At 33.3% G+C, this 21450-nt stretch carries 19 protein-coding genes; 6 read left to right on the forward strand and 13 right to left on the reverse strand.

From position 1 onward, the window contains the following. Both WNY78_RS08815 and WNY78_RS08820 read right to left on the reverse strand, forming a co-directional pair. The coding region (locus WNY78_RS08815; protein ID WP_342872839.1) for a PKD domain-containing protein at window positions 1-3501 on the reverse strand (3501 nt) is incomplete at its 3' end. Between the two features lie 30 nt (window positions 3502-3531). Further along, window positions 3532-3993, reverse strand: coding sequence for a hypothetical protein (locus WNY78_RS08820; RefSeq protein WP_342872840.1), 462 nt, complete (start codon window positions 3991-3993; stop codon window positions 3532-3534). Window positions 3994-4219: 226 nt separating this feature from the next. Here WNY78_RS08820 and folE point away from each other — a divergent pair, with 226 nt between their 5' ends. From folE to WNY78_RS08850, 6 genes are all read left to right on the forward strand, one after another. Next, window positions 4220-4897, forward strand: a complete 678-nt coding sequence (folE, locus tag WNY78_RS08825) for a GTP cyclohydrolase I FolE (protein ID WP_342872841.1) — start codon at window positions 4220-4222, stop codon at window positions 4895-4897. 106 nt (window positions 4898-5003) lie between these two features. Beyond that, entirely contained in the window at window positions 5004-6485 is a 1482-nt protein-coding gene (gene cysS / locus WNY78_RS08830; RefSeq protein WP_342872842.1) for a cysteine--tRNA ligase, read from the forward strand. Window positions 6486-6534: 49 nt separating this feature from the next. Beyond that, complete coding sequence (locus WNY78_RS08835) at window positions 6535-6879, forward strand: hypothetical protein (RefSeq protein WP_342872843.1); 345 nt, start codon at window positions 6535-6537, stop codon at window positions 6877-6879. 3 nt (window positions 6880-6882) lie between these two features. Continuing rightward, window positions 6883-7119: a membrane protein insertion efficiency factor YidD gene (gene yidD, locus WNY78_RS08840; RefSeq protein ID WP_342872844.1), complete on the forward strand. Its 237-nt coding sequence runs from the start codon at window positions 6883-6885 to the stop codon at window positions 7117-7119. A 184-nt stretch (window positions 7120-7303) separates the two neighbouring features. Further along, window positions 7304-8128, forward strand: coding sequence for a prolipoprotein diacylglyceryl transferase (gene lgt / locus WNY78_RS08845; protein ID WP_342872845.1), 825 nt, complete (start codon window positions 7304-7306; stop codon window positions 8126-8128). Between the two features lie 2 nt (window positions 8129-8130). After that, window positions 8131-8637 carry a DUF192 domain-containing protein gene (locus WNY78_RS08850; protein WP_342872846.1) on the forward strand — a complete coding sequence of 169 codons (507 nt, stop codon included), beginning with the start codon at window positions 8131-8133 and terminating at the stop codon, window positions 8635-8637. 8 nt (window positions 8638-8645) lie between these two features. On the opposite strand, the gene WNY78_RS08855 is transcribed toward WNY78_RS08850, so the two are convergent. From WNY78_RS08855 to WNY78_RS08905, 11 genes are all read right to left on the reverse strand, one after another. After that, window positions 8646-9170, reverse strand: a complete 525-nt coding sequence (locus tag WNY78_RS08855; protein ID WP_342872847.1) for a hypothetical protein — start codon at window positions 9168-9170, stop codon at window positions 8646-8648. A gap of 104 nt (window positions 9171-9274) precedes the next feature. After that, the gene (locus WNY78_RS08860) at window positions 9275-9400 is read right to left on the reverse strand and encodes a hypothetical protein (RefSeq protein WP_342872848.1); all 126 of its coding nucleotides are present in this window, start codon (window positions 9398-9400) and stop codon (window positions 9275-9277) included. Then, on the reverse strand, window positions 9401-12382 hold the full coding sequence (gene secDF, locus WNY78_RS08865) for a protein translocase subunit SecDF (RefSeq protein WP_342872849.1): 2982 nt from the start codon (window positions 12380-12382) through the stop codon (window positions 9401-9403). A 196-nt stretch (window positions 12383-12578) separates the two neighbouring features. Then, the gene (locus WNY78_RS08870; protein ID WP_342872850.1) at window positions 12579-13193 is read right to left on the reverse strand and encodes a hypothetical protein; all 615 of its coding nucleotides are present in this window, start codon (window positions 13191-13193) and stop codon (window positions 12579-12581) included. 33 nt (window positions 13194-13226) lie between these two features. Then, on the reverse strand, window positions 13227-14144 hold the full coding sequence (locus WNY78_RS08875; RefSeq protein WP_342872851.1) for a hypothetical protein: 918 nt from the start codon (window positions 14142-14144) through the stop codon (window positions 13227-13229). A gap of 129 nt (window positions 14145-14273) precedes the next feature. Next, window positions 14274-15200, reverse strand: coding sequence for a malate dehydrogenase (locus tag WNY78_RS08880; protein WP_342872852.1), 927 nt, complete (start codon window positions 15198-15200; stop codon window positions 14274-14276). 146 nt (window positions 15201-15346) lie between these two features. Continuing rightward, window positions 15347-16360: a DUF6588 family protein gene (locus WNY78_RS08885; protein ID WP_342872853.1), complete on the reverse strand. Its 1014-nt coding sequence runs from the start codon at window positions 16358-16360 to the stop codon at window positions 15347-15349. Window positions 16361-16591: 231 nt separating this feature from the next. Further along, a complete protein-coding gene (gene gyrB, locus WNY78_RS08890) occupies window positions 16592-18541 on the reverse strand; it encodes a DNA topoisomerase (ATP-hydrolyzing) subunit B (RefSeq protein ID WP_342872854.1) in 1950 nt (649 codons plus the stop codon). 309 nt (window positions 18542-18850) lie between these two features. Next, window positions 18851-19561 (reverse strand): CPBP family intramembrane glutamic endopeptidase, encoded by a 711-nt coding sequence (locus tag WNY78_RS08895; RefSeq protein ID WP_342872855.1) that lies wholly within the window; start codon window positions 19559-19561, stop codon window positions 18851-18853. Between the two features lie 117 nt (window positions 19562-19678). After that, the gene (locus WNY78_RS08900) at window positions 19679-20248 is read right to left on the reverse strand and encodes a helix-turn-helix domain-containing protein (protein WP_342872856.1); all 570 of its coding nucleotides are present in this window, start codon (window positions 20246-20248) and stop codon (window positions 19679-19681) included. Window positions 20249-20360: 112 nt separating this feature from the next. Then, a complete protein-coding gene (locus WNY78_RS08905) occupies window positions 20361-21377 on the reverse strand; it encodes a dipeptide epimerase (protein WP_342872857.1) in 1017 nt (338 codons plus the stop codon). Window positions 21378-21450: the final 73 nt, after the last annotated feature.

A 21450-nucleotide genomic window follows, 5' to 3' on the forward strand; every position in this document is an offset into this window, starting at 1 on the left:
TGCTTCTGCATCTGCTAAATCAATATGGTAGCTAACTGAATAATTTGGATTATTATCTGTGATTTCAACGTTTTTTAACGTTAAATCGATACTCGTAATACCATCTGGTGTTCCATCATCACAAACTTCTAATGGTGTTGGGTCAACTATTATTGGTTGTGAGTATGATGTCACAGATTGAGTAGTTGTTGTAGGACATGTACCATTATTAGTTGTATAATCTACAGTATATACAGCATCAAACGGACCACCTGAAATAGTTCCTGTTGCTGAATTTATAGTTGCTCCATTTGCAGGATTTGGATTGAATGTAAATGTTCCACCTGGTAATCCCGTTACAGTTGCAGTTGCTCCATCACATGTTGGTGATAGTGTAAAACTAGAATCATCTTCAGCAAAAACAGTCACAGTTTGAGTTACAGTCTCTGGACAGTTACCCGTTGTCGTGTGGTCAACTGTATAAGAAGTTCCTGAACCTCCATTGGTAATTTCTCCAGTTGCTGAATTTAATATAGCTCCATCTGTTGGATCTGGATTAAATGTAAAGACTCCTCCAGCATCACCTGTAACTGTAGCGATTGCTCCTGTACAACTTGGTGTGTATGTGAACGAAGCGTCTTCCAAAGGAAAAACTGTTACCGATTGGCTTGTTGTTTCTGGACATGGTCCTGAAGTCGTATACTCTACCGTATAGGTTTCTCCTGAAACTCCTGTTACTAATCCAGTAGTTGGATTTATTGTTGCAATTCCTGTTGGCACTGGGTTGAAAGCAAAAGTCCCTCCAGTATCTCCTGTAACAACCGCTGTTGCTCCTTGACAAGTTGGAGTTAATGTAAAGCTAGCATCTTCAAATGGTAATACTGTTACCGACTCTGAATTTAAAGCTGGACACGCTCCTGTAACTGAATATTCTACTGTATAAGAAGCTCCTTGAACACCATCTATAATAGTTCCTGTAGTTGGATCTATATCTGCTCCATCTGTTGGTACTGGATTTAATGCAAACACACCACCTGAATCTCCCGTAATGGTTGCTGTTGCCCCATCACACGTAGGTGTTAAAGTAAAAGATGCATCACCAGAAGGAAGTACCGTTACTGTTTGCATTGTACCTGGACTACAAGCACTAGCAAATTCGTAAAGTACTGTATAAGTTGTGTTTGAAGTGCCACCTGTAATAGTCCCTGTATCTGCATCTATCACTGCTCCATCTGTTGGTTGTGGATCTTCAAAAGTAAAAACACCTCCCACATCACCTGTAACAGTTGCGGTTCCTCCATCACATGTTGCTGTCATATTAAAAGATGTATCAAACACAGCACCTACAGTAATAGTTTCAGTATCGTCTATTAGAACTGTACAAAGATTTCCTGGTATAGTATATTCAACACCATCAATCCAAAGTTGTCCCTCACTTCTAGTAAACGTTAATGTATTAGTAGAAGCTCCTGTAGTAAATGTGATCTGTTCTAAAACATCTTCTGTACCTGTATTGTAAGTTAAATTAGCGACACCATCTGAAATGACCATATCACCAGTAACATTATTTTTAGCTAGGCTTATTAATATATCTGTCCCTACAGGAACATTATCTGCCAACGTTAATGTTAATAGAGGTTCAGCAGAAGTGATTCTAGCACAATTAGCTGCAGTAGCAGGAGTACCTATAGGATCTATTGGCCCTGTTGCATTTGCAGAATCAAAACCGCCAACTGCTGTTTGTGCATTTCCTATTAAATCAGGTGTTCCTAATGAAACATCAATGATATTTATAGTTTGGTCAATAGCAGGAGCAATTATTGTCACATTGGCATTACCTGTTCCATCTAGCACCACTGTTTGTACAGCTCCTCCATTAATTGTATATGTTACAGAAGCATTTGCTGTACCTGTAATATTAAAAACTGCATCATCTCCATTACAAATTGTTGCAACATCTGGTTCACCATCTGCCGTAATATCTTCTGCCATTGTAATACATACTTCTTCAGAATATTCGCAACCAAAATCATCTGTTGCTCTATACGTATAACAATGTGTTCCTGCTGTTAAAGGTGCTACAGTAATTGTAGTACCTGTAATGTTTGTTATAGAAGGATCTGCATCCCAACCTTCAGAAGTAATAACTGGTGTAAACGATAATTCTGGTGGCTGAATATTAGGATCAAAGTTTAATCCCCAAGAAAACACATAACCGTTGTCAATACTAAGGTTATCTACAATTTCTATACACCACTGTCCGTTTAAAGGACTACCTATTAATGAAGCAAAAGAGTCTACTGGTAGATATGTACCAGGTTCCCATGAATTATTTGGCGGATTAGTACCTGCTGTAATTGTATTAGCATTTTCTAACAAAGTTGTTGCTGACATTGAAAAACAATAATCTGCTCCTACTCCTGGATCATTTCCTCCATCATCATTTGCACCTCCAAAATAAGTACCACCACCTGCTTGTGTAAATAAATCGGCTTCTTGTCCATTTGGAGAAATAATTCTTATATCTAAATCACCTGAATATGAATGTTCCATATTTACACAGATATCAATAAGTTGATTAACATCTGTTAATACTTGATTAGATTCAAAACAATCTACAGTAATACATGTTGTGTATACTGCACCAGAACCATCTGGTAAAAATGTTGTACCACTTACTGGTGGTGTACAATCATTAGCAAAAAGAGTTGGTGTTACAACTCCATCTATGGTAGTTGTTTCTCCAAAACACAAATCTGTATTTGCAGCTCCAGTACCAGAAAAACTAGGTAAAGTAGCAACTTGGATCACTTGATTTATTAAATTAGTGTTGGCACATCCCAAAGGATCTGAATCGGTATTTGCATCTCTAATATTAAGGTTTACTATGTAAACACCAGGTGTAGCATAAGAGAATGTGGCAGTTTGTCCTGCAACCGTATTACCATCTCCTAAATCCCATTCATATGTAGCTCCTGTTCCATCAAATTCAAAAACACCACTACCAGTTAAAGTAATATCTTCACCAGGACATACTCTAATATAATCGTCTCCATTTGGAGCTGGTGTTGAAGAATCTAATTGAGATACTATAGTTTGGCAAGGTGTAAAACAAGACACATCTGCAGCCCAACCTGTGGTCGTTCCTGCAGCATCTGACACGAATTGAATGGTTAAACATCCAGATCCATTATCTTCAGTAGCAGTAACTGAACCTGGTGAATTTGCTCCATCAAATGTACCAAATACAGGTGAAGCAACACTATCACCATTATAAATAGTCATCACATCTGCACCCAATTGTGTACTAAAAGCTGTAAATTCTAATGTTACTAATTGTCCTGGCATATCAGGACATATTGTTATTACTAAATCTTCATTACTTGCATATGCTCCTCCAGATCCTCCAGAATCGTAGAATGTACCAGAACAACCAGTCACTGTACCATTTTGCATGAGAATATCCTGAGCGTATGTACTAAAAGAAAATAAAGTAAAAATTATGAGTAGTGCTTTTTTCATAGCTATAGTTATAAATGGATAATTAAAATTTTATTTATGTTGAGATTTGATAATGATAAAGTAATTGGTATTATCTACTCTATACATATGTGTTCCATAAGAATTATAATTAAATAAATACTTTAACGGATTGAAATTTTGAGGGTTAAAATTAGTGTCGCGTTGCAAATCTGAAACATAATAATCCATTAGCAAAACTTCAGACAATAACGTACATGTTTTTTGATCACTAGGATTAGGCACATTTTTAATTTCAACTCTATTGCGAAGAATGTTTTTAATATCCTTTAAGCGCTGTGGTTTATCTAATACATTAGTATTAACAGTATTACCATAGACTTCATTTACTAAAGCTAATTCTGCACTTGTTAATGGCGAATTCACATTAGTATTATAAGTAACTGTTTTTTGTTTTCTAGATTGTGAAAATAGTGAAGTGGATACTAATAGTGTTACAATCAATATTAGAGGGAACAGAAATTTTGGATTCATAATAGTCTTTTTTTTAAGAAGCGGAATTTAAGAAAATTTTAATAAATAAACTGTTAAATCGGATGTCATGTGAACTGATTCCGATTATAGGTATATAACATGTTAAATTTAAAAACCCCTACCCTTTATTCATTTTTTTTTATTGCTTATCTTTGCATTCTCATTTTAAATGTGAGAAATTATAATTTTAAATAATAGTAATTACGGTTGCTTCGGAAAACAACAAATGAAAATAGAAAAAGATATACAAGATTATGATGCTATTGGTGACGACCATATTGGCGCAACGTCTGAAACCCCTTTACGAAAAGATGCTTTTGAGCTAACATCTACTGAAAAGATAGATATCATTAAAGATAATGTGAGACATATCTTGGAAACTTTAGGTCTTGATTTGAAAGATGATAGTCTTAAAGGCACACCAAATAGAGTTGCTAAAATGTTTGTCAATGAAATATTTGGTGGACTTGATCCTGCAAAAAAACCTAGCGCTTCAACATTTGATAATAAATATAAGTATGGAGAAATGCTTGTTGAAAAGAACATTACTGTTTATTCAACTTGCGAGCATCACTTGTTACCTATTGTTGGGAAAGCTCATATAGCATACATCTCAAATGGTACAGTTGTAGGACTTTCAAAAATGAATAGAATTGTAGATTATTTCGCAAAGCGTCCTCAAGTACAAGAACGATTGACCATTCAAGTTGTTAAAGAACTTCAAAAAGTTTTAAATACTCAAGATGTTGCTTGTGTAATTGACGCTAAGCATTTATGTGTTAATTCTAGAGGTATTAAAGATGTGGCTAGTAGCACTGTAACTTCTGAGTTTGGTGGCCTATTTAAAACCAAAGAAACCAAAAGAGAGTTCCTTGATTATATAAGTCTAGATACTGCGTTTTAATCCTTCTTTCTTCGGAAACTATATATAGGTAGACTGGAAAAAAATAAATTGCTAGCTTTGACTGCTTAAAAGATATTTCAGAATAAAAAACTAAACACATAACACTATGCACTTGTACGAAGAGCAGACTATACAAATTTACAATACACTTAGTGGAAAAAAAGAGATTTTCAAACCTATAGAAAACGGTTATGTTGGCATGTATGTTTGTGGACCTACTGTTTATAGTAATGTGCATTTAGGAAATGTGAGAACATTTATGTCGTTTGATATGGTGTTTCGTTATTTAAAGCATTTAGGATATAAAGTACGTTATGTGAGAAATATCACAGATGCTGGACATTTAGAAAATGATGCAGATGTTGGTGAAGATAAAATCACAAAAAAAGCACGTTTAGAACAAATTGAGCCAATGGAAGTCGTGCAACGTTATACTGTTGATTTTCATAATATTTTAAACACATTTAACTTTTTACCACCAAGTATAGAACCTACTGCTACTGGACATATTATTGAGCAAATTGAATTAATTAAAACGATCATTGATAACGGTTTTGGTTATGTGGTTAATGGATCTGTCTACTTTGATGTTCATAAATTTAATGAGACAAATAACTACGGAATTTTAAGCAAACGTAAACTCGAAGACCTCATCCATAACACAAGAGCTTTGGATGGACAAAGTGATAAAAAGAATCCGCAAGATTTTGCACTATGGAAACGTGCCGAACCTCAACACATTATGCGCTGGCCTTCGCCTTGGAGTGATGGTTTTCCTGGGTGGCATTTAGAATGTACTGCAATGAGCACCAAATACCTTGGTGATAATTTTGATATTCATGGTGGTGGAATGGATTTAAAATTCCCACATCACGAATGTGAAATTGCTCAAAGTGAAGCTGCAAAAGGTATTGCTCCTGTAAATTATTGGATGCATGCTAATATGCTACAAATGAACGGACAACGTATGTCTAAATCCACCGGAAATATTATTAATCCTGCGGAATTAATAAGTGGAAAAAATGATATTATGTCTAAAGGATATAGCCCGAGTGTCATCAGGTTTTTTAATGCGCAGTCTTCATACCGAAGCGTTTTGGATTTAACAGATGATGGTTTATTAGCTAGTGAAAAAGGATTCCACAGATTAATGGATGCTGTTAATTTATTGGATGAATTAGAACCTGGAGCCAACTCTTCTTTTGATGTTAAAACATGGCGTCAAAACTGTTATGATGCGATGAATGACGATTTTAATTCGCCAATATTAATCGCACACTTATTTGAAGCTTCAAAACATATCAATCAAATAAAAACTGGTGCTGCTTCATTAACTGCTGAAGACTTAGAACTCCTTAAAAAAACGATGTTAGAATTCACTTATGACGTATTAGGTTTAGAGAACACAAAAACAGCTTCAAATGGAGCTGGTAAATTAGAAGGCGCTGTAGAATTGTTGATTCAATTAAGACAAGAAGCCAGAGCTAATAAAGATTTTGCTCTGTCTGATAAAATTCGTGATGAATTAGCAGCAAAAGGTATTCAATTAAATGATGGAAAGGATGGAACAACATTCTCGACTAACTAGTAACATATTATGCTAAATCCTTTCATATGCAAAGGACTTGCTTAAGGTTATGAAAAAAACAATATCAACAATTAAAATATTTGCTACATGTCTATGTGCAAGTTTATTGATATGTTCATGCAATAAAAGCGAAGACAAGTCATTAAAAATTGAATCTGAAATAAAATTAGATATTACTAGAATCTATAGACACAAAGGTGTTATTTTACTGAATGATAGCATTGTACTTACTCAAAATTGTCCTCGTATTGATATTAAAAACAAAGATTATGTTATCTATAAACAAATTGAAGATATCAATAAACCCTATAAATTAATTAAGAAAGCTAATAATGATACCATATTAATCATAAAAGATTCTGACAGCTTACTTTATAAACTTTTAGAAATGTAGTCATTGAAAAAAATCTTAACATACCCTTTCCTCCTTTTGATTAAAGTTTACCAAACTTTAATCTCACCTTTTACTCCTGCTACATGCAGATTTCAACCTACGTGTTCGCATTATACTAAAGAGGCGTTAGAAAAACACGGATTATGGAAAGGTGGAAAACTAGCTATAATTAGAATTTTTAGTTGTCATCCTTGGGGACGAAGTGGCTACGATCCAGTTCCGGATAAGGATGACAACTAAAAATTTGCTTAAGCGCCAACTCGCCTGTTCGCTAAAAATGTACACTGTACATTTTCGTTTTCGCTCCATCGCCTTGGGGAAAATCTGGTTATGATTCAGTTCCAGAAAAAGAAGATTAAAACTATCTTAACAACAACTCTAGTTTATTCAATAATAGTATCTTTATCACTTCAAAATAAATTTTATGATTGCTCTTGATATGGTTTGGGATCCTTCTAAAGGATTAGATTTAGGTTTTTTTACGTTACATTATTATAGTGTGATGTGGATTGTTGCATTTATCCTTGGTTTACAAATCATGAAACGTATTTATAAGCACGAAGGTCAAAGTGATGAGTCTTTAGATTCTTTATTTATCTATGCTGTAATTGGGATTATGCTTGGTGCTCGATTAGGTCACGTGATTTTTTATCAACGAGAACTTATTACCGAAGATTTTTTTAGCATCTTCTTACCTTTTAAATTTAAAGGCGGATTTGAATTCACAGGTTTTATGGGCTTAGCAAGTCATGGTGCAGCAATTGCCATGATTATCGCAATGTATATTTACAATAAAAAGGTATTACATAAAACGGTACTTTGGATTTTAGATCGTGTAGTCATTCCTGTTGCCTCTGGAGCTGTATTTGTAAGATTAGGAAATTTTATAAATTCTGAAATTATAGGTAAACCAACAGGTAGTGATTATGGTGTAATCTTTAAACAATTAGGTGAAGATTTCTCAAGACATCCTGCGCAACTCTATGAAGCCATATGCTATATTTTTGTATTCTTAGCGTTATGGTATTTCTATTGGAAAACTAAAAAAAGTGAGCAAGAAGGGTTCTTATTTGGTTTATTTATGGTGTTATTATGGACTGTAAGATTCTTTGTAGAATTCGTAAAAGAGGCTCAAAATCCTGAACGTGCAGACTGGATACTAAACACAGGACAGCTACTAAGTATCCCAATGATTATAGTAGGTTTATACTTTATGTTTTTTTACAAGCCAAAAACAAAAGTGAGCTAATCATGAAACGTTTTATCCTTAAGATTTTTATTTTTTTGTTCTTCGGAAATGTAGCTTTACAACTATCCTCATGTAAAGAGGAGCGTAAAACTTCCGAAGTAAAAAAAGTTGAAGTCAAATTTAAGAAAGAAGGCGAACTTCAACTTAAAAAAGCAACTTCAGACTCACTGTTAGCCTCATTAGATATTGAAATTGCAGACGATGAATATTCTACCCAAACAGGTTTAATGTATCGTAAAAGCATGCATAAAAATCAAGGAATGTTATTTATATTTCCAAACGTTGATTATCGTTCATTTTATATGAAGAATACCGAAATTTCTTTAGACATTATTTTTATTGCTGAAGATAAAACCATTGTGAGTATTCAAAAAAATGCACAACCTATGAATGAAACATCTTTACCATCTGAAGCTCCAGCAAAATATGTTCTTGAAGTTAATGCTGGCATGAGTGATGCATGGAGTTTAGCAAAAGGTGATCGTATTGAGTTTACGACTATAGATTAATATTTAAGTTAGTTGAATAATGGTTCTTTTAATCGTTTATCTAAATTGAAACTTAATCCCACTCTGTGACTGCTTACATTATTAAGATTTCCGTTATTAAAAGGAATACCGTAACCATAGGTTAGATTTGCCCAACCGTTAAAACTCAGACCTAACTCTGGAAGTAGTCTAAATTCTGAATTTCCATTTTGAAAGTAATTAACCATAGATAATCTTACCACAACTAATGTCGCAGATATCTCATATCCTATTTTTGGAGCAATTGTGTGATTATTTCGATCTCTTAAATTGGTCTCGAATCCTATTCTAAATCCGTCAAAACCTATTAAAGGAATTTTTCCATTAATAACAGTCACCTCTCCTATAGCCATATTAAAATCTAGAAATGTTTCATGTTGCACAATAATTCCTGGAGAGAATAGAACATCCTTAAAATTGTTTTTATAGCGCTCTCGCTTTTGTTCTTCACCACTTTGAGCATTCGAAAATGACAGTGCGAAAAGCGAAATAATAATAAGTGTGTTTTTAATCATAGAACGATCTTTATACTTTTATGGATGGAAAAAGGTTTAAGCTGTTACAGTAATTTTGATTAAACTTTCTGTCTAGTATGCTTCCAAAAACATATAATTTACAACTAGTGAGATTCCTCTTCGTTCCTCATTCGGAATGACAAGTGAGGCACATTTCCGAAGAAAAAAACGATTAAAAACAAAAAAGCCATTTCCGAAGAAATGGCTTTTTTAAGAAATGTGAATGACAATTACTTGTTGTCTTCATCTTCTTTTAAAGGATCAATACCTTTATTCTTTAATGTATCATACATGATTGGTGTTGCGATAAATACAGAAGAGTATGTACCAACTACTACACCAACGATTAATGCAAATAATAATCCTCTAAGAGATTCTGCACCAAAGATGAACATTGCTAATAACACCACTAATGTTGTTAATGATGTATTTAATGTTCTACTTAATGTACTGTTGATTGCAGAGTTAATATTCTTACCTCCTTTGAAGCCACCACGTTCTAGTAATTCTTCTCTAATTCTATCAAATACAACAACGGTATCATTTAGAGAGTACCCAATTACGGTCAAAATTGCTGCGATGAACGCTTGATCAATTTCCATACTAAATGGCATGAATTTATATAGTAATGAGAAAATACCTAATACGATAATAACATCATGGAATACTGCAGTTACAGCTCCAATTGAGAATTGCCATTTCTTGAAACGGAATAAGATATACAAGAATACTACTAATAACGATCCTAAGACAGCTAATAATGATTCTCTCTTAATATCATCTGCAATAGTTGGACTCACTTTACTAGAAAGCACAATACCAACATCATCTTTAGCTTCAGAAAAATCTTTGAAAGTTTCTCCTGCAGGTAAGTAAGGTTTTAATCCTTCAAACAACATCATTTTAACTTCTTCATCTACCTCAACAGAATTTTCATCTACTTTGTATTTTGTAGAGATTTTTAATTGATTAGCACTACCAATTGTTTTTACTTCTACACTTTGAAATTTAGCAGTTAAATCTTCTGCAACTTTCTCAGAGCTTACAGCATCTACAAAACGTACTTGGTATGTTCTACCACCTACGAAATCAATACCTTGATCTAAACTATTTGTAAATAAAGACCCTAAACTTACTAAGATCATAATACCCGAAATCACATAAGCAATTTTACGTTTGCTGATGAAGTTGATATTATTATTTTGAAATAAGTTTTTAGTTATAGACGTCGAGAAATCTAATTTTTTACCACTATTCACATACCAATCTACTAATAAACGAGTAATGAAAATTGCAGTAAATAATGACGTTAAAATACCGATTAATAATGTCGTTGCGAAACCTTTAATTGGTCCTGTACCAAATACAAATAAGATTAAAGCAGTTAAACCTGTTGTAATGTTCGCATCTAAAATTGAAGATAATGCATTTGCAAAACCATCTTTTACTGCTTCTTTTTGCGATTTACCTTTACCGAGCTCTTCTCGTATCCTCTCAAATATAAGTACGTTTGCATCTACAGACATACCAATTGTTAATACAATACCAGCTAAACCAGGTAATGTTAATACAGCTCCTAATCCTGATAATACACCAAAGATTAATAAGATGTTTAATAATAAAGCAATATCTGCGAAGATACCAGCTTTACCGTAGTACATAATCATCCAAAGTAATACCAATGATAATGCTAATGCGAAAGATATAGTACCACTATCAATAGCTTCTTTACCTAAAGATGGTCCAACTTGATCAGCTTGAACAATTTCTGCTCTTGCAGGTAATTTACCAGCTCTTAATACGTTTGCTAAATCTTCTGCTTCTTTTACTGTAAAGTTTCCAGAGATTTCTGTGTTTCCACCAGAAATAGCTCCACTTGTAGCTTGTGGTGCAGAATACACGATATCATCTAAAACAATTGCAATTTGAGTTCCCTGAGCGTTTGCTCTTCCTGTAATTTCTTCCCAGATTTTAGATCCTTTAGCATTCATCTGCATTGAAACAGAAGGTTTGTTTGCTTGCGTATAAGATTGACGAGCATCAGTAACAACTCCTCCACTTAATTCTGGTTCGTTATCTCTATTTCCTTTTAATGTGTATAAATCTACATACTCAACACCTGTTTCTGCATCTACTGTTGGTAAACCAAAAGCGAATCTTGTGTAACGAGCATCTGCAGGAAGAAGAGACTTTACTTCTGTCATTGCTATATAAGACTTAAACGTTTCCACGTCTTCTAATTTCAAGCCTAACATACCACCAGATCTTGGAACACTGAATAAATCAAACATTGGATTTACTTGGTTTATCGCAGTAGAATCTGTAGTTGTATCTCCTAATAAATCATCAACAGTACTATCTGTAGAAGTAGTATCTTGAGTTACTGCAGCTTCTTCAACTTCATTAACTCCTAATTTTGTTTTAAGAGCTTCATTTGCTAATGCAAAGAAACCACCTAATTCTTGTCCGTTAGTAACATCCCAGAATTGTAATTGTGCCGTTTTTGTAATTAAATCTGTAGCACGTTTTACATCTCTCACACCTGGTAATTCTACCAATACACGTCCAGAATTCCCTAAACGTTGAATATTTGGTGATGTTACACCAAACTGGTCAATACGTTTACGTAATACTTCAAAAGCTGAAACGATAGACTCGTCAACTTTTTCTTCTAATTTCTTTTTTACTTCTGCATCAGTCATAGAGATGTTGATTACATCATCTAAATCTCTGTTTGCAAAAATATCTGGTGATGCTAATTTTTGGTCACCTTTTACGTTATCCCAAGCTGTAAAGAATGATTCAAGATATGATTCTTGAGCATCTTTTTGAATTTCTTCAGCATCAAGAAGCGCTTTATTAAAAGCAGGATCTTTACTTTTATTAGATAAACCTACTAAGATATCTTTTACCGAGATTTGAAGAATTACATTTAATCCTCCTTTAAGGTCAAGACCAAGGTTCATTGATTTCTCTTTCACTTCTTTACCTGTGAAACTTGCAATTCCTATGTTGTAAGTTTCTATGTTAGATAAAGAATCTACATAGTGAATTTCAGCTGCACTAATGGCATCTGAATTCTCATACTTACTTTCTGCATATGTTTTTGCAGCATTGTCGATTTGGTTGTTTTTGAATGTAAATGATAATTGGTAAATACTCACCAATCCAAATAGCACTGCAAAAAGCTTTACTAGTCCTTTGTTTTGCATTATTTTATTGTTTAGGTCAAATTTTTTAACGCGCAAATATAGTATTTACGGTTTATCTGACAATTGTTTTTATGTAATATGTGTGTTGTATAGCGTTTACAGCTATACTTTGATAATTGATATACGTTTTACTTTTAGTATATCTACGGAAGTGTCTTGGAACATCTAATTGCGTTATCGCTAAAAAAGTAAATCCCTAGATGACAGGTCCTGCACGAACCTCTGGGATTTTATAAGAGTTATTATCTGTGGCAATTGAAACGGTTCTACTTAATTTGTAAGCAACCTTTTCTATGCATTCTTTAGTCTCAATCTTTACGTCTTGGTTGGAAGCAAAAACATTAGGATTATATATTCTATCGTCTTGTGCTTTTACCTCTAACGCTAACTTTCCATCTAATTCTGAAACGTCATCACCTTGCTGAATCTCATACACATCAAAATTGTATGCTATATTTTTTTCTTCGGAAGGTGTATGGCTTTGTTTATCGCTTTTAGAAACATAACCTAAATCTAGATCACATTCATTTGATAATAACGCTTTTATGCTCTCAACATCAGCATTACTGAAATACGATATTTTTAATTGTCCGTCACTAAGTGTCTGAACCTGAATTTCATTAACACCTGCAACCTCTAACTGCTCTTTAAGATTAGCAATTGCATTTTGAGTATCTTGAGTAGAGACGTTTATTGATGAAAACTGAAGTACTATTTCCTGATTAGGTGTTGCAACTTGCTGTGTCCTAGCTATGCTACCTAAAAAGGTTAAAGTTATAATGAGAATACTAATGTACCATCTCGAGTTCATGCGCCAAATATATAAAAAATAAAGAAAACAGGATTACTGTTCGTCGTTTATAGCAGATGAGTTAACGAACTTTAGCTTTGGGATACGTTTATGAGAACCAAAAATAAGTGCTAAATCTTGTGCTTCTTGTAACGTGAAGTTTCCAGAAATCTCAGTTTTACCACCTTTGATTACTCCAGAAGATGCTGTTGGTACAGAATAAACAATATCATTTAAAGCCATAGCAATTTGAGATTGTTGTTGATATGCAATTCCTGTCATACGTTCCCATCGCTCTGCTCCTTTTTTATTCATTTCCATGGATATTGAAGGTCGATTCGTCTGAGTATAGGTTTGTCGAGCATCTGTAATATGTGTTTCATTTACAAATGCTAATCCATTTGGTGGTGTTTTAACTACATATAAATCTACTCGTCCATCAACAGGTTGACCAAAAATAAATTTTGCTCTTTTCATATCTGGTGGTAATAATGCTAAAATTTCTTTATTCTGAAATGTCTTTTCAAAAAGTTCAACATCTGTTGAAGCTAAACTTAAAACTCCACCAGAAATGGGACCAGACAATGTTTCAAATGATTTAATAGAAGTATCATCTTCTGCTTTAATCAAATCCATCATTATAGTGAAAAACGGACCAATGTCACTAGCTTTAAAGCATCCCCAAAATTCTAACTTACCAGAATTAGTTACTATGTCGTTAACAGCTTCCAATTCTAAATTTGTACTTAGATTGATTTGTATTTGCTGTTTATTATTTAGTATAACATCATAATTAGAGGCAAATTGATCTAATCGTTTATTTAAAACTTCGACAGTACCCAACTTTTCATTATCCGTTATTTTATCAAGATTTTCAAATTCATAAATAACAGTGTATTTATGTTTTGGTGTTACATTTCCGCAGGAAAAAAGAAGAGATACTACTACTAGGACTAGTAAATTCTTAATCATATTAAAAAACTAAATTATTAATAACTAAAAAACGGAATCGAGAAGCTTTAAGTTTTAAACTTTTAAAGCATTTCGACTCCGCTCAATGTGACAGATTGCTCTGTATACATATTTAAAAAAGCAATTTGATTATAATTCTAACAATCCGTTAGTAGCTTTTACACCTTCAGCAGATTCTGATAATTTTGCTTTTTCAGCATCTGTTAAGCTAATTTCAACAATTTTTTCAATTCCGTTAGCACCTAAAACGCAAGGTACACCAATTGATAAATCACTTAATCCAAATTCTCCTGCTAATAAAGCAGAACATGGGAAAATCTTTTTTGTATCACAAGCAATAGCTTGTACCATTGCAGATACTGCTGCTCCTGGAGCATACCAAGCAGATGTACCTAATAAACCAGTAAGGGTTGCTCCACCTACTTTAGTATCTTGCACCACTTGATCCATACGTTCTTCTGACAAAAACTCAGAAACTTTTACACTGTTTCTTGCTGCTTTACCAATTAATGGCACCATACCTTTATCGCTATGACCACCAATTACCATTCCGTCAACATCACTAATAGGAGCTCCTAAAGCTTCTGCTAATCTATATTTGAAACGTGCAGAATCTAATGCTCCACCCATTCCAATAATTCTATTTTTTGGTAAACCTGTAGTTTTATGAACTAAATATGTCATTGTATCCATTGGATTTGAAACTACAATAATAATTGTATTTGGAGAGTGCTCAATTAAGCTAGATGACACCATTTTAACAATTCCTGCGTTGATACCAATTAGCTCTTCACGAGTCATACCTGGTTTACGAGGAATTCCAGAAGTAATTACACAAACATCAGATCCTGCTGTTTTAGAATAATCACTAGTACTTCCTGTTATTTTTGTATCAAAATTATTTAATGATGCTGTTTGCATTAAATCCATTGCTTTACCTTCAGCAAAACCTTCTTTAATATCCAAGATCACTACTTCGCTTGCAAAATCTTTAATTGCAATGTATTCTGCACAACTTGCGCCTACTGCTCCTGCTCCAACTACTGTTACCTTCATTTTAATTATGTTTTTATTTGTGCCTGCCTGTTCGGTAGACAGGTTGTTAATTTAAGTGTAAAATTACGAATTTTAACAGTGTTAAAGAAAAAAGCGCAAGAGAAAATCTTGCGCTTTTAGAATAATTTATGATTTAATAATTTGAATTAGAACGAGAAGTTTATTCCAAGCGTTGCACTATCAAATTCTCCAATTGTATAATCTGCATTTAAACCAAAAAATCCCAATTGCAGATTAGCACCAACAGTTCCTCTTATTCCTGAAATATCATTTTCTACGGAAAACGGATCATTTATATCTTCGGAAAAAAGAAAACCATCTGTAACTCTATAGGTTCCTAGTAAATCTGTAGTAGAAGTTCCTGTGATATAACCAACTGCACCATAAAAATTGATGATCTTTAAGTTTGTACCTACAATGAGTTCAAATAACAATGTATTCACATCTGTTTCTACACGTTGATTTTCTCCTTCTACAAACTCTGCATCTGTAAAATCATAGCTTGCATCCATATGCGTGTAAGCCACAAGTCCGGAAATCGCAACAGGCAATATTTTATCTGCTGGCAACCAACTTGTGAATTCTTGCTGTAATCCGAAACCATATAAACTTAATTTAGCGTCTTCTGTTTCAATCTTAGGAATAAAGCGTCCTTTAATTTGTGTGCCTTTAAATGGCGAAAAACCAGCTTGTAAAAAACCTGTAGGTATTAGATCTACTCCTTCTGCTCCTATTCCTGTTGGCAACACTAAGGTAGTTTCTTGATTTCCGAAGATAGGATCATCATAAGTAATAATAACTCTAATATCTGGATCGTTGTGTCCTAAAGCTGTGGCTACCATTTTTGATGAACTACCATCCTCAAATCTTATATTTTCGTAATCGGCAACATTCATTTGAAAAGCCTTTTTCTCATCTTTTATAAAACCTACGTTTCCAATTATAGAGAGATGAAAACTATATTTTTTTGGTGATTTCGCATTGTTGAACCAACCATTATTCATCCCATAGCCTAATCCTTCAGAAGCTGGTGCGATATAATCTTTAGTAAATCGTTGTGCATCAGAGATACCTGCTGCTAATAAATCGTTTACATTTTCTTGTGCTCTTACTGCTAATACAGCTAGAAAAGCCATTGGTATTAATATTTGTTTTTTCATGAGATTTGTAGGTTTTATGGATGTCCAAAATTAATAAAAGATATTGATTTAACGTATTTAAACGATTAAAATTACTTTTTGTCGGGATATTAACAAATTAAACGAATAGTGAAATCTGTTATATTTCCGAATAAAAAAAAGCAACTACGTTTATATACGTAATTGCTTTTAATTTGGTTTTGTTTCGATGCACTTTAACAAGCTCAGTGCACCAGAATAAAACTATATTATTTATGCATCAATATTTGCATAGATAGCATTTTTCTCGATAAATTCTCTACGTGGTGGCACTTCGTCACCCATTAACATTGAGAATACACGGTCTGCTTCTGCACTATTGTCTATTTGTATTTGACGTAATGTTCTAAACTCAGGATTCATTGTTGTATCCCAAAGTTGTATAGCATTCATCTCACCAAGACCCTTATAACGTTGGATTTTTGCACCATCGCCATATTGTTCCATCAATGCTAAACGCTCTTCATCATTCCAAGCATATTCTTTTTTCGCTCCTTTTTTAACTAAAAATAAAGGTGGAGTTGCGATGTAGATATGACCGTTTTCTATCAATTCTTTCATATATCTAAAGAAGAACGTCAAAATAAGTGTTTCAATGTGACTACCATCAATATCGGCATCACACATTATCACAATTTTATGATATCTTAATTTAGATAAGTTAAGCGCTTTACTATCCTCTTCTGTACCAATAGTAACACCTAAAGCAGTGAATATGTTTTTGATTTCTTCGTTTTCAAAAACCTTGTGAGTCATTGCTTTTTCTACGTTAAGAATTTTACCTCTTAGTGGCAAAATAGCTTGAAATGCTCTGTCTCTTCCCATTTTTGCTGTTCCACCTGCCGAATCTCCCTCAACAAGATAGATTTCGCATTTTTCAGGATCTTGTTCAGAGCAATCACTTAGTTTACCAGGTAAACCTCCAATACTCATAACTGTTTTACGTTGCACCATATCTCGAGCTTTTTGTGCAGCGTGACGTGCTTGAGCAGCCAAAATTACTTTTTGAACAATGGTCTTAGCATCATCTGGATTTTCTTCTAGATAATCTGTTAACATTTCAGAAACTGCCTGACTTACAGATGCAGAAACCTCTCTGTTTCCTAATTTAGTTTTGGTTTGTCCTTCAAATTGTGGTTCTTGAACTTTTACCGAAATAATAGCAGTAAGTCCTTCTCGAAAATCATCACCTTGAATATCAAACTTTAATTTGTCTAACATTCCTGAAGCATCTGCATATTTTTTAAGTGTATGCGTTAAGCCTCTTCTAAAACCAGATAAGTGTGTTCCACCTTCATGCGTATTAATATTGTTTACGTATGAGTGTAGATTTTCAGCATAAGAAGTATTATAAATCATGGCAACCTCAACAGGTACTCCATTTTTTTCACCTTCAAAAGCAATAACGTCTTTCATTAAAGGCTCTCTTGTTGCATCAAGAAATGTTATAAATTCCTTTAAACCTTCCGTAGAATGGAAAGTTTCACCTTCAAACTCACCATCTTCTTTTTTATGACGTCTATCCACTAAATGAATAGTGATCCCTTTATTTAGATACGCTAATTCACGTAAACGACTCGCTAACGTATCATAGTTATACTCTAAAGTTTGCGTAAAAATCGTTGGATCAGGTTTAAACGTGACAATGGTTCCTCTTTTATCAGTTGTACCAACCTTTTTTACAGGATACATGGCTTTACCACGCTCATATTCTTGCTCCCAAACGTCTCCTTTTCTGTAAACAGTTGCTTTTAAATGGGCAGATAATGCGTTTACACAACTTACACCAACACCATGTAAACCACCAGAAACTTTATAAGAATCTTTATCAAATTTACCACCTGCTCCAATTTTGGTCATTACAACCTCTAAAGCAGATACACCTTCTTTTTTGTGTAAATCTACAGGAATACCACGACCATCATCTTCAGTAGTAATCGAGTTATCTTCGTTTATAATTACAGTAATATTATCACAATGACCAGCTAATGCTTCATCAATTGAGTTATCAACAACTTCATAAACTAAATGGTGTAAACCACGTATACCAACATCTCCAATATACATAGAAGGACGCATACGTACGTGCTCCATTCCCTCTAAGGCTTGAATACTATCTGCCGAATAATTATCCTTGTTAAACTCTTCTCTTTTTTCGCTCATAAATTCTGATTTATTTTGAAATATCTAATTCTTGTTCTATTGTAAAAATTTGAATTTTACATGTCACAAAAAAAGATGCATATTGCATCCTTTCGAGTACAAACAAAGATACGAAATAACAAAGCTATTTAAAAGCTTTTTATCTATAGGCTTCAATAATTATTAACATTTGTTAATTACTTAAAACGCTCTTAAATCGCCTAAAAAACAGCTTAAATTAAATTTTGACGTTTTTTAACATCTTCGGAAATGTGCTGAATTCACAAAATGCTTTACAAGCTATTATTTGAAATAAACGAACGTTAGTTTTTAACTGCTTTTCAGCTTATTTCTTCTGTAAAATTCCGTGAGAATAACTCCTATTATAAGAATACATAATTGTAAAACTAATCCCATCATTTCTGTTTGAGCTAATAAGTCTGGTGTGATCTCTTTTGCAAAATCAATAATCCATAAACCTGGCTTATTATCTTTAACGCCAACTAATGCTAAAACAACATTTATAGCCATATGTAATCCTGTTGGAAAAGCAATTCCTTTTGACCAAATTGCAGATATCCCATAAATTAATGCCCAAATTCCTGGACCAAGTAATTGATTGAAAAACGTTAATCCAGTAAAATCATGATACCATGTAAAAAGAAGTGCTAGCAATATTTGAGCAGGCCATAATCCCCAATTATTATTAATCTTGGTAAAAGCGTAGCCTCTAAAAATGATTTCTTCCATTAATGCTAATGGAAAAAATGCTAGCAGCCAGAATAATATTGATGGAACGTTTGAATTAAAATTATAATTAATTTCTAAATCTGTAAAGCTTATCATAATGATGAGCATGAGTACCGTTATTAGAATACCAATAATAAATCCAACTGTAAATCTTACAGGTGTTTTTCTTTCCCATCTAAAACCACTATCATTAAATGTCTTTTTATCTTTCTTTACTGCAATATATGTTATGAGAAAGGCAATACAAGTAAGTAGTATACCTCCAAGTCCATATTTACTTATTGACTTCATTGGAACGATATTTAAAATAATTAGTATACCAATGAAACTTACAGGTAAAGTTAGAGCAAACAGCGTCTGTATGAATTTATTTTTCATAGTGAATAAAGTTGATTTAAATTAAAAAAATTAAGCTGACTTAGGCTTCAAAAAAGAAATAGATAATGGATAGTAATATGCTTGAGAATTCAACGCAGACATTAAATTTTTTATACTGAAAACAATACCAAAAAGAAAAACTGCTGCTGTAACAAAATAATTATATCCAGGAAAAACAAAAAACAACAGTAACGATATTATTAATAATAGATTGAGGGTACAATGAAAGTTTATTACTGCTCTACCATGTTCATCGTATATTTTATTGTCTTCTGCTTTGTTAATCCAAATAAACAAAGGACACAATACATTGGCAAATGGAATAATCAATCCAAAAAATGGAGAGCCATGAAGAAACAACATCCATTTTCTTTTGATAACCTCTTCTTTTGGATTATCTAAAACCAACAAATCATCCACTTCAATATCTAATCCTACAGCTAGTAATTTTACAGTCTGCAAATGCGGTTGCACTTCTCCTTTTTCAATACGTTGTATTGTTCTAACTCCAACAGTAGTTCTTTCAGAAAGTTCATCTTGTGTATACCCTTTTAACTTGCGTTGATACAATAAATTTTCTTTGAGTGTTTGATTCTTCATCTTACATTAATGTTGCTGGTGCAAATATAAAGAGTAGTCTTGGTTTTTAACACGTCATATAAATGTCACCTATCTGTCATTTATAGGTTTTACTAGGGTTTGTAGTAATAATTTACAAAAGGTTGGCACCTGAGCCATTTTCCGAAGAAAATAAAATTTTACCATTTTTAAATGCAACTCCATTTGCAATATCAGATTTGAGAAGCATGGCTCCATCTGCATCAATATAATCTAAAAGTGGTGCTAATTGGACTAGACTTGAAATCCCAATCGAAGATTCTGTCATGCAACCTACCATAATTTTCAATTTATGTTCTCTAGCTATTTTAATCATTTTTAGAGCTGGTGTGAATCCACCACATTTCATAAGTTTGATATTAATACCATGAAAAGTATCTACACATTTATAAACGTCTTCAAGCCTTTGACAACTTTCATCTGCAATAATTGGCAATATGCTTTCTTGCTTTAAGATTTTCATTTTATCCCAATCTGTTGCTTTTAATGGTTGCTCAATAAATTCAACTCCTAGATTCTTCATTTTCAAGGCGTTACCTGTCGTTTCTTGAACAGACCATGCACAATTAGCATCGACTCTAAATTTAGCATTTGTTATTTCTCGAAGCGATTCAATAATCTCAACATCGTCTTTTGTTCCTAATTTGATCTTATAAATTGGCCATGGTTTGTCAAGGATTTTCTGTTTCATTACTGAAATAGAATCGATACCTAAAGTAAAATTTGTCAACGGATTTTCAGCATCATCAACACTCCAAAAACTTCGAATGGTTTTATTGTGGCATCTCGCATAGAAATCCCAATACGCACAATCTACTGCACATAATGTAAAATAATCATGTTTTAAAAAGGGTTCAATTTGTTCCCACAATAATGAAGGCTCTAAACCAAAACTACGTTCAACTCTGTTTTTGACTAAAGCTACGGAAGCCTGAATTTTCTCAACGGTACTTTCATAATACGGATTTGCTGTAGCTTCTCCATAACCAGTATATTCTCCATTGGAAATACTAACCACAACCGTATTTTGTGTCGTTACCGTATAGCGAGACGTTGTAAATGGTTGTGCTAATTCTAATTGAAACGGAAGTACTTTTATTTCTAATTTCACTTTTTAAAGATACAATTTTCAATAAAAAAAGACCAATGTTTCCATTGGTCTTCTCTGCTATTAATCAACATAT

Source organism: Psychroserpens sp. AS72 (assembly GCF_038900375.1).
In the GTDB taxonomy this organism is placed as follows: Bacteria; Bacteroidota; Bacteroidia; order Flavobacteriales; family Flavobacteriaceae; genus Psychroserpens.